Genomic DNA, 10,647 nt, shown 5'->3' with positions numbered 1-10,647 from the left:
AACCACCCAGCCACGGGCCCTCATTGCCCGACGACCTCCCCGATCGCGCCGGCGGCGCGGCCCGACCGTGCGACGACGGCCCGGGTCGATCCGAGGTAGGACGCCACCACCTGCTCGTCGTTCAGCACGACGTCGGCGTCGCCGTCGACCACCACCCGCCCGAGGTCGAGGGCGAGCAGGCGGTCGGCGACGCCGCTGACGAGCGGCATGTCGTGCTCGATGAGCAGGATGCTCGCCCCGGTGAGCTCCCGTATGCGCAGGAGCACAGGCCCCAGGGCCTCGGCCTCCCGCTGGGCGATGCCGGAGGACGGCTCGTCGAGGAGCAGCACCTTCGGCGCCAGGCCGGCCTGGCACGCCAGGTCGACGACCCGCCTCGTGCCGGTGGACAGCTCCCCGATGAGCGAGTCGGCATAGCCGGCGAGGCCCATCAGCTCGAGCAGCTCGTCGACTCGGGCTGCGGCACGCCGGTCGGCGGCCCGTAGGCCGGGCCAGTCGAGGGCCGCCGCCACGGCACCGCGTGTGCCGCGGTGGCCGTCGAGTGCCGTGGTCACCACCTGGCGGACCGTCAGCGCCCCGAACAGCCGGGCGTCCTGGAACGATCGTGCGAGGCCGAGCCGGGCACGACGGTCGGCGCGCAACGTGGTCACGTCGCGCCCGTCGAGCACGATCGCCCCCTCGTCCGGTGCCAGGAACCCGGAGACGAGGTCGAACAGGGTGGTCTTCCCGGCACCGTTCGGCCCGACGATCCCGAGGATCTCCCCCTCGCCCACCTGGAGGCTGACGTCGTCGATGGCCCGCAGGCCGTCGAACCGCTTGACGAGGTGGCGCACCTCGAGTGGGGCCACCCCGGTCGTCGCGGGCCGCCGCCTCTCGGCCCGCGACGAGGCACCCGGGACCGGCGCCACCGCACCCTCGAGGAACACCGACCGCAGGATGTCTGGCCGTTCGAGCAGCTCGTGGGTCGGGCCCCGGAAGCGGACCTCCCCCTTCTCCATGAAGTAGGCGGTGTGGGCCACCGTGAGGGCCAGGTTCACCGACTGCTCGACCAGGAGGATCGTCGTCCCTCGCCGTTGGAGGTCCCGCACCACGTCGAGCAGCTCGGCGACGACGACCGGTGCGAGCCCGAGCGACAGCTCGTCGATGACCAGGACCCGCGGCCGGGCCATGAACGCCATCGCCAGCGCGAGCATCTGCTGCTGGCCGCCGGAGAGGGCGGCCGCCTGGTCGTCGAGCCGCTGGGCCAGGCCGGGGAAGAGCCCGAGCACCTCGGCCCGGCGCTCCCCGACACCGGCACGGTCGTGCCGGTCGAGCCAGCCGGCGAGCCGCAGGTGCTCGCTCACCGTCAAGGTCGGGAAGATGCCGCGCCCGCCGGGAACGTGGGCGAGCCCGAGGGCCGCGACGCGGTGCGGTGGGTAGCCGGCGATGTCGGTGCCCTCCCAGCTGATCGAGCCCCGCGTCGGGCTGACGAGCCCCGACAGCGCCCGGAGCACCGTCGACTTGCCGGCGCCGTTGGTCCCGAGCAGCGCGATCGTCTCGCCCTCCGCCACTTCGAGGTTGACGCCGAACAGGACCTGGACCTGTCCGTAGGCGACGTCGACCGAGCGGAGGCTGAGCAGGTTGGGCTGCCGTCCGCCGAGCGCCAGCTCGGGGAAGCTGAAGTAGTCGAGCTCGGGGGCCGCACGGCGCAGGAACCGCCGCACGTGGCGTGGCGCCCGCGACGGCGGTGGCCGCCAGGCCGCGACCGCGTCGCGGCGCCTGACCGCCCGGTCCGTGGTCGTCGGGCCCGCCGGCTCGGTCGGGTCGTGGGTCAGTGCCCGGATGGCGAGGCCCCGCCGGCGCGCCACCCGACGCAGGTAGGCATCGCGCCATCGGAGCAGGCCACCCCCGAGGCCGCCGGGGAGGAACATGAGGACGCCCAGGAGTCCGATGCCGCTGCCGGCGAACGTGAACACCGTGCGGAACTGCTCCGGGACGACGGTGTTGAACCACTCGGTGCTCTTCAGGAACACCGCTCCGAGCAGGGCCCCGGGCACCGACCCGAGGCCGCCGACCACGACCATCGTCAGGACGCGGATGCTCTCGGCCGGAGCGAAGATCTGCTCGCCGAGAGCACGTTGGTGGTAGGCGAGGAGCCCGCCGGCGAGCGAGGCGTAGAAGCCCGACAGCGCGAAGGCCGTCAGCTTCGCCCGGCCGATGTCGACGCCGAACGCCTGGGCGGTGCGGCCGTTCTCGCGGGCGGCCACGAGGACGCGGGCGATGCGCGACCGCTGCAGGCCGCGGACCGACAGGAGCATGAGGCCGAGCACGACGAGGCAGACGTAGTAGAAGGTCGTCTCGTCGCCGATGTCGAACCGCCCGAACAGCGGCAGCCGCTCCACCTGTTCGACGATGTTGTCCGGCAGGACCTCGAAGCGGTCCCGGTCGAGCAGGTAGGACGACGTCGTCACCGCGAACGCCAGCGTCGCCATCGCGAGGAACAGCCCGCGGATCCGCAGGGCCGGGAGGCCGATGACGACCGACGCGACGGCGCCGACGAGCCCGGACAGCAGCAGCGAGATCGACAGGTCCCAGCCTCGGTGGACGTTCACGATCGAGGTCGCGGCCGCGCCGACGGCGACGAAGGCCATGTGGCCGAGGCTGATCTCGCCCGACCACCCGGTCAGCAGCACGAGGGACACCGCGATCATGGCGTAGATGGCCACGGCTGCGGCGAGGTTCACCTTCGCCGCACCCATGGTCGACGGCAGGACGACGAGGAGGGCCACGACGCCGGCGACGCCGGCCCACCGCACGAACCGCACCTCCGGCAGGCGAGCCAGCGCGGCGGGCACCGGGCGCGCGTCGGCCGCGTCCTGCCACGACGACGCGGCTTGGTCCTCGACCCGCGACTCGCGCCCGCGGCGCTGCACGAGCAGCCCCACGAGCACGATCACGAAGAGGACGGGATCGACGAGCGTCGACGACCCGGTGTTCCACAGGATCGCCGTCTCGACCACACCGAGCATGCCCGCGGCGACGAACATCGTCCCGAACCGCTCCATGCGAGCGAGAACGGCCGCCGCCAGCGCCCTCACCAGGATCGACGGCCCGAACGCCGAGCCGAGGGGTACGCCCACCAGACCGGCGCGCAGGGTCACCGCGACGGCCGACAACAGCGCGGCGACCACCCAGGCGACGTTCTGGGTCAGGCCGACGTTGATCCCCAGCAGCGACGCCCGGTCACGGTCCTCGGCACTGGCACGGATGGCGATGCCGATGTTCGTGTACCGGAGGAACCCGAACAGGCCGACGATCGCCACGACGCTCGCGGTCACGGCGAGCAGGTCGTTCGCGTCGAACACGACCGGTGGCAGCTCGAGGGTCCAGCCGAACGGCGGTGCGATGCGGGTGTCCGGGAGGATCGACCCCATCCAGAACGGGATCGCCAGGCCGAGGGCGACGAGGATCTGGGCGACGCCGACGGTGACGACGACGACGATGAGGCGCGGCGCCGTGCTGAACCGCCGGATGACGAACCGTTCGACGGCGAACCCGAGGGCCGGTCCGGTCACCAGGGCGACCGGCAGCGCCGCCCAGTACGACCAGCGCCACTGGTTGACGAGGCTCACGAACAGGCTCGCCGGGACGACGCCGAGATCGGCCTGCGCGAAGTTCACGATCCGGTTCGAGCGGTAGACCAACGCCAGGCCGAAGGCGATGAGGCCGGTGAGGGATCCGAGGACCATCCCCTTGAGGGCGACGCCGACCGGTGTCGGCCAGACGAGCTGGAGGGCGCCGTAGAGCGCCCCGACCACCAGGACGGTTCCGGCGGCACGCCGCGCTCGCCCGCCCCACGCCGGGTCGAGCGTCAAGGCGGTCACCCGTCGTCTCCCAGCGCACAGAGAGGGGCGACGCCACCATCGGTCCGGTCGCAGTCGCTCGAGCCGTCGTCGCCGCGGAGGAGGTCCGCGCACCCCCGCGACTCGATGGCCGCGGCCCGCCCGACGTGGTAGCCCGAGCGCGCCCACGACGACTCGCGCCGCGCGTGCTCGTCGACGGCCTCGATCGTCTCGCCGTCCCGCACCACCCAGGTGAGCACGTCGCCCTGCGTGTCGGCGTCGTCTTCGCGCAGGTGCAGCTCGGCGCTGACGAACGTGACGCGGTCACCGCGATCGGTCACCTGGCGGGCGTTGCGAAGCCCACCGTCGGCGTGCAGCCGTGTGCTGATCGCGCCCACCACGCTCGTGGGCGGCACCTCGCACGCGGCGGTGTCGGGCTGCGGCATGCCGCACCCCACGGCGACGACGCCCGAGCCCATGGCGACGACGCCCGCAACGACGGCGAGCGCCGACCCTCGTCGGTGGCCAACGACCACGTGTCCCCCCTCCCCTGTCACCCTCGCCGATCCACGATCCAACGGTCACGGCGTCGACAATTTAGTTAGCATAGGCTATGTATAGTGAGCACTATGTAGCGGCGGCCGCACCCACGGCCGGTCCTTGGGGGGACGACGAACGTGAAGCTCACACCTCGCTCCCGGCGCCGCTCGGCGCTGGCGGGAGCAGTCATCGCCGGAATGCTCGCCACTGCGTGCGGGTCGGGATCCGACTCCGACGACACCGGTGCGCCGGGCACCGCCAGACCGGGGCAGACCGGCGCCGAGATGGGGTCGGAAGAAGCGCTCGGCTCACCCGGCTGCGACCCGGCGACGAAGCGCACCAGCTTCTTCTTCGTGAACGGAGGGCCCCTCTGCGTCAACCCGTGGGACACCGGCGACGACAACGGCGGCGCCACCGCGCCGGGTGTCACCGACACCATGGTCGAGATCGTGGTGTACGTGCCGAACGAGACGATGCAGGAGTCCATGACGTCGACGGGGGCGGTCCAAGCGGTCACCGACCAGCGCACCGGCAAGGCGGCCTCCTACGCCGACATGATCCGCGACTACGACGCCGCCTACCGGCACGCCATCGAGCAGCTCCACAGCTTCCAGACCTGGGGTCGTACCCCGGAGTTCACGGTGGTGGAGGCCTCAGGGCCCGACGAGGCGTCCCAGCGTGCCGACGCGGTCCGGGTCCTCGCCCTGGAGCCGTTCATGGTCATCGACGGGTCGAACCTCACCACCGGTGCGCCGTTCTTCGCCGCCGCCGTCGCCAACGCCGAGGTGGTCGTGCTCGGCTACATGGACGGCAACGCGGCGGAGCAGGCGCCCTACCGGTGGGGGTCGCAGTCGCCCACCGCCGGCACCTACCTGCTCGCGAGCTTCCTCGGCCAGAGCCTGTCGGGCCGGCCGGCGCGGTACGCCGGCGACGAGCTCCGGGCGGAGGAACGGGTCTTCGGCATCGTCCACCCGGCCGACAACTGGGACGACGGTCTCCTCGAGGACCTGCTCGACGAGAACGGCTCGACGCCCATGGCCGTGTCGCTGGAGGCCGGCCCCGACGCGTCCGACGCCCAGCAGGCGGCGACGACGATGGTGACGAAGCTCAAGTCGGGCGGGGTCACCTCGGTCGTGCTCCACACCGGCCCGACGGTGGTGACCGCGCTGATGGCGGCCGCGGAGGCCCAGGGCTACGAGCCCGAGTGGATCTTCACGGGCTTCGGGTTCCAGGACTTCGACCTCTTCGGTCGCCAGAACGAGGCCGACCAGATGGAGCACGCCTTCGGCATGGGCATCCTGCCTCCGGCGACCGCCCAGCCCGCTGACGGCACCCCGGTGCCGCCCGCGCCCGACCCGTTCGCCTGGTACTGGGGCGACGACCAGGGCGTGTACGGCCCGCCGGGGCTCCTCTGGATGACCTTCGTGTACGGGGCGATCCACTACGCCGGCCCGGACCTCAACGCCGAGACGGTCCGTGACGGCCTCTTCGGCGTGCCGGCGCAGGGAGGAGCCGACGAAGGCACGACCGGGTTCCTCACCGGGTACGGGCGCACGACGGGACTTCCCTACGACGAGTACGCCGTGCTCGGCGCCGACCGGAACCTCATGTGGTGGAACCCGGAGCTCGAGGGCGGCACCCAGGTCATCCCGTCGCTCGTGGGCACCGGGAAGTGGACGTACCTCGACGGCGCCACCCGGTACCGCTACGGCGACTTCCCCACCGAGGAGCCGACGTTCTTCGACCCCTCCGACTCGGTCGCGGAGGTTCCCTCGACGTCGGCCTATCCCGAGGGCCTGTCTCCCGAGCTCTCACCGTGCGAGGGCTGCCCATCGGCCGGACGATGAACGAGCGTCCGCCGCGGCTTGGTCAGTGCTGGGTGCGCTCGGCCAGGAACTCCTCCTTGAAGACGATCTTCCGCTCGGAGGATCGGGGACGGAAGTTCAGGAACCGCACCCCCTGGTCGCCGACGCGGAAGCCGTAGAGGGTCCACGCGGGGACGAAGACGGCGCTGCCGACGCCGACCTCGCGGTTTCCGAAGTGCACGCTGCCTTCGAGGATGTACATGATCTCGTCCTCGACGTGCGCGTGCGGCGCCGACACCGCGCCCGGTTCACGGGTCACCTCGAAGAGCTCGAGCTCGTCGGCGGCGCCGAAGATGTGACGAACCGACACCTCGGCGGCGCCCTGGGCCCGCCAGCGGTCGGCGTCGCCGTTCCCGTCGGTGATCTCGGCGAGCCGGCGTACCGGGATCTCGTCGGCCATCCCGAACTTGATGGTTGCCATGTCGACGTCCTTTCCTACGACCGTCCGGACCGCAACGACTCTCGTTCCGGCGTCGCGGGGAAGCCGGCCTCGGCTTCACCCTCGGCACCCGCCTTCAGCGGCACGTGCGGCCAGTCCCGCCCGTCGAAGACGATGATCACCGTGGCTCCGTCGGGCCCGGCCACCACGGGGCCGTAACCCGTGCCGGCGCCGACCACGCGGATGTCACCCGGGCCGTACGAGCGCCTCGTGACTTCGACCGTGCCGGAGACGACGATCTCGGCGTAGGCGACGTTGTGCGTGTGGGGCGGCACGTGGAAGTTCGGTGGGTAGTGGACCTGCATCACCGTGGTCGCCGAGTCCGGGGCCGTCTCCTGGTCGTGCGCCAGGACGAACCAGCCCGACTTCAGTCGGTCGGGGAGCTCCTCATAGCCGAGATCGCTCCACGAGGTCTCCCGCTGCCACCTCGTCGGGGGTGTCGGCCTTGCGTCGTCCATGGGGTCCTCACTCTCGCGGTTGCCTGCCGGGTCTCGAGTCGTCGGGCTCACGTCAACACACGACCGCCGTCGGCCACGATGGTCTGCCCGGTGAGCGGTGCGCTCAGATCGGTGGCGAGGTAGATCAGCGTCCCGACGAAGTCCTCCGGGACGAAGCGTCGCCCGAGGATCTGCTGCCGCACCGCGGACTCGCCGATCTCGGTGCCGTCGATGCTGTCGAGGCTCGGCTTGTCCCAGATGAGACCTGGCGCCAATGCGTTCACCCGCACGCCGGCCGGTCCGTACGCCCGAGCGAGCGACCTGGTGAGGCTGAGCACCGCAGCCTTGGACGCCGCGTAGTGCGCGAGGTGCGTGGGGCCGGACAGCGCGCTGGTCGAGGAGATGTTCACGATCGTCCCGCCCGACCGCGCTCGCATGGCGGCTGCTGCCGCGCGGCTGCAGATGAACGTCCCCTTCACGTTGACCGACATCACCCGGTCCCACTCGTCGAGGTCGAGGTCGTCGAGGTGGGTCCACGAGATGCCCGCGTAGAGCGCGGCGTTGTTGATCAGAGAGTCGAGCGCGCCGAGCTCGTGGAGCGTGACGTCGACAGCTCCGGTGACGGCTTCCGGGTCGGTGATGTCGACGCCCAGGGCGATGGCCGACCCACCTTGGTCCCCTATCTGCGCCGCGACCCGGCCCGCTCCTCGTTCGTCGACGTCGAGCACTGCGACGGCTGCGCCGGCACGCGCCGCAGCGAGGGCGTACACCTCGCCGGCGTTGTTGCCGCCACCGGTGATCATGACCACCTTCCCGAGGAGGGGCTGGCCCTCGTGCGACGGGACGGAGCGCTCCATCAGGACGGCCGGAAGGTCACGACGAGCGACTCCGGGTAGCGGATGACGCCGGGCCGGAACACGACGGGGGCCGTCGACGCCCGTCGGAGGTCTCGCACCTGCGCCAGCAGGCGCTCGATCGCGATCCGGATCTCCAAGCGGGCGAGGGAGGCGCCGATGCACCGGTGCACGCCGCTGCCGAACGCGAGGTGGGCGTTGTCCGCACGGTCGAGGTCGAGCTGCTCGGGGTCGGGGAAGCGGTTGGCGTCGCGGTTGGCCGCTCCGTAGAAGACCATGAGCTTGTCGCCCTTCGCGATCGGCTGGCCCTCGAGCGTCACCGCCTCCCGGGCGACCCGGCACAGGCCCACGACGGGTGAGTCCAGCCGGAGCAGCTCGTCGACGTCCCCTCGGGTGAGCGACCGCTCCCGCAACCTCGGCTCCAGGTGGGGAACCGTCGTCAGCCGGAACACCGCGTTGGCGATCGCCGCCTTGGTGGTGTCCTGGCCGGCGCCCAGGAACAGCCGGATCGTGTTGTACACCTGGGCCTCGGTCAACGGGCCCTCCGCGGTTGTGCCGAACACGATGGCCGAGAGCACGTCGTCGGTGCGCTCGTCGGACGACCTCCGGGAGGTGATCAGGTCGAGGATGAGGTCGCGGAGCGCGGCCTCGTTTCGAACCCCCGCCGCACCTGACTCCACCGCCTCGGCCGCCTCGAGGATCGCCGCCGCATCGGTGGCGTCGGGGAGCCCCAGCACGACCCTCGCCAGCACGCTGGCCGCTAGCGGACCGGCGAACGCCGCCACGATGTCGCACCGGCCGTCGTCGATCCATCCACCGATGAGCCGGTCGGTCGTCTCGACCACGAAGGGCTCGTAGCGCGACAGGTGCTGTGCCCCGAAGTACCGGTCGAGCGGTCGCCGCAGCTCCCGATGACGGGGAGGGTCGGTCTCGATGAGCGAGCCCGAGACCGGCGACTCGTCGAGCGTGATCCCGCCCTCGGACGAGAAGCGGTCCGGTCGGGTCAGCACCTCCTTGGCCGCCTCGTACCCGAGCACCATCCAGTGGCCGCCGTGCCGGTCGTTGTGCACCACCGGGCACGCGGCGCGGGCCTCGCCGAGCGATTCGTACAGCGAGCCGCTGCCGGCAGGATCGAACAGGTCGACCCCCGTCCCCGTGTCCCCGCCGGTACCACCACCCTTGTCATGGGCCATCTGCCAGAATCCCTTCTCGAAGGTCATCCATGTCGAGGTCGGCATCCGCCGGGATGGTGATCGATCGGGGTTCGAGGAACTCCTCGAGCCCCTCACGGCCTCGCTCGCGACCGAGGCCCGAGCGCTTCAGCCCACCGAACGGGCCCGAGCCTCCCGAAGCGGAACCGGCGTTGATCGAGCACATGCCCGAGGCGATCAGGCTGGCGCACGACAGGCCTCTCGCCAGGTCGCCGGTGTAGACCCCGGCAGCCAGGCCGAAGTCCGACTCGTTCGCCAGCCTGATCGCCTCGGCCTCGTCCGGGCAGCGGATGAGCGTCAGCACGGGACCGAACACCTCGCGCTGGGCGATCTCCATCCGGTTGTGGACGGCGAGCACCGCCGGCGCGAGGAACCAGCCCTCTTCGAGCTGCGCCGGACGCTCACCCCCCACCAGGAGCGCGGCCCCCTCGCGCACCGCGGACGCGATCCGGTCCTCCACCGCCGCACGATGCCCGCGGGTGATCAGCGGGCCGATGTCGGTCGACGGGTCGTACGGATCGCCGATCCGGAGCGCCTGCACCGCCGACACAAGGCGTTCGGCGAGCGCGTCGTAGACGTCGGCCAGTGCCAGGATCCGCGTGGTCGCGAAGCACACGGCGCCGTTGTTCGCCAGGCCCCGCTCGACGAGCAGCGGGACGCAAACGTCGAGATCGGCGTCGTCGAGGACGATCGCGGGGGACTTCCCGCCCAGCTCGAGCACCGCCCGCTTCACCTGCCGTCCACACACCGCGCCGATCTCCGAGCCGACCGCCACGCTGCCGGTGAACGAGACGGCGTCGACTCCGGCATGGCCGACCAGGCGACGCCCCACCTCGACCCCTCCGACCAGGACGTTCACGACCCCGGGTGGAAAGCCCGCCTCGTGGGCCGCCTGAGCGATCACGAACGACGTCAGCGGCGCCTCGGGGGGCGCCTTCACCACGACCGAGCAGCCGGCCAGCAGAGCCGGGAGCAGCTTGTTGAGCAGCAGACCGACCGGGGCGTTCCACGGCACGATCGCGGCCACCACGCCGACCGGCGCCTGCAGGACCAGCGTCGGCCCGCCCCGTCCGTCGCGGATCTCGGGCCGCATCGTCGCCCGAGCTGTCGCGATCTCCTCCCGGGCCCGGGCGCCGATGCCCTGGGTGGCTCGCTCCACGAACGAGCGCGGCCCTCCCGTCTCGCCGATCTGGAGCCACGTCAGCTCCCCCGAGCGCTCGTCGAGCAGCTCGGCGAAGGCGGCGAGCCTCGTGATCCGATCGTCCAGGCCGAGCGATCGCCACGGTCCCTGGTCGAAGCAGTCCCGGGCCGCACGGACCGCGACCTCGACGTCCGACTCGTCGCACTCGGGCACCACGCCGAAGAGGGAGCCGTCGATCGGGCACTCCACCGGGAGTGCCCGATCGGCTCGCGACGGGCGCCAGGCGCCCCCGACGTAGACCCGGTCGTGCTCGGTTCGGAACGTCGTGGCCAGGTCGCGCAT

General features: G+C 71.8%; 8 protein-coding genes. 1 reads left to right on the top strand and 7 read right to left on the bottom strand.

The features are described 5' to 3' along the window. Positions 1 to 20 precede the first annotated feature (20 nt). Both VK611_05810 and VK611_05805 read right to left on the bottom strand, forming a co-directional pair. A complete protein-coding gene (locus VK611_05810; GenBank protein ID HMG40823.1) occupies positions 21 to 3,860 on the bottom strand; it encodes an ATP-binding cassette domain-containing protein in 3,840 nt (1,279 codons plus the stop codon). Then, a complete protein-coding gene (locus tag VK611_05805; protein ID HMG40822.1) occupies positions 3,857 to 4,354 on the bottom strand; it encodes a hypothetical protein in 498 nt (165 codons plus the stop codon). Before VK611_05805 ends, VK611_05810 begins: the two co-directional genes overlap by 4 nt. A gap of 141 nt (positions 4,355 to 4,495) precedes the next feature. On the opposite strand from VK611_05805, the gene VK611_05800 reads away from it, so the two are divergent. Beyond that, the gene (locus tag VK611_05800; protein ID HMG40821.1) at positions 4,496 to 6,205 is read left to right on the top strand and encodes a hypothetical protein; all 1,710 of its coding nucleotides are present in this window, start codon (positions 4,496 to 4,498) and stop codon (positions 6,203 to 6,205) included. Between the two features lie 22 nt (positions 6,206 to 6,227). Here VK611_05800 and VK611_05795 read toward each other — a convergent pair whose 3' ends face one another. From VK611_05795 to VK611_05775, 5 genes are read right to left on the bottom strand one after another with little or no spacing between them, the layout of a single operon-like run. Next, positions 6,228 to 6,644 (bottom strand): cupin domain-containing protein, encoded by a 417-nt coding sequence (locus VK611_05795; protein HMG40820.1) that lies wholly within the window; start codon positions 6,642 to 6,644, stop codon positions 6,228 to 6,230. A 14-nt stretch (positions 6,645 to 6,658) separates the two neighbouring features. Continuing rightward, positions 6,659 to 7,120, bottom strand: a complete 462-nt coding sequence (locus tag VK611_05790) for a hypothetical protein (GenBank protein HMG40819.1) — start codon at positions 7,118 to 7,120, stop codon at positions 6,659 to 6,661. Positions 7,121 to 7,167: 47 nt separating this feature from the next. Then, complete coding sequence (locus VK611_05785) at positions 7,168 to 7,956, bottom strand: SDR family oxidoreductase (protein ID HMG40818.1); 789 nt, start codon at positions 7,954 to 7,956, stop codon at positions 7,168 to 7,170. Then, a complete protein-coding gene (locus tag VK611_05780; protein ID HMG40817.1) occupies positions 7,956 to 9,146 on the bottom strand; it encodes a cytochrome P450 in 1,191 nt (396 codons plus the stop codon). Before VK611_05780 ends, VK611_05785 begins: the two co-directional genes overlap by 1 nt. After that, positions 9,136 to 10,647: an aldehyde dehydrogenase family protein gene (locus VK611_05775; GenBank protein HMG40816.1), complete on the bottom strand. Its 1,512-nt coding sequence runs from the start codon at positions 10,645 to 10,647 to the stop codon at positions 9,136 to 9,138. The genes VK611_05780 and VK611_05775 overlap by 11 nt, the downstream gene beginning before the upstream one ends.

It is taken from the genome of Acidimicrobiales bacterium (assembly GCA_035316325.1).
GTDB lineage: Bacteria > Actinomycetota > Acidimicrobiia > Acidimicrobiales > VFJN01 > DASXTK01.
Note: the sequence above shows the minus strand (reverse complement) of the source record. Positions and strands in the feature narration are given on the sequence as shown.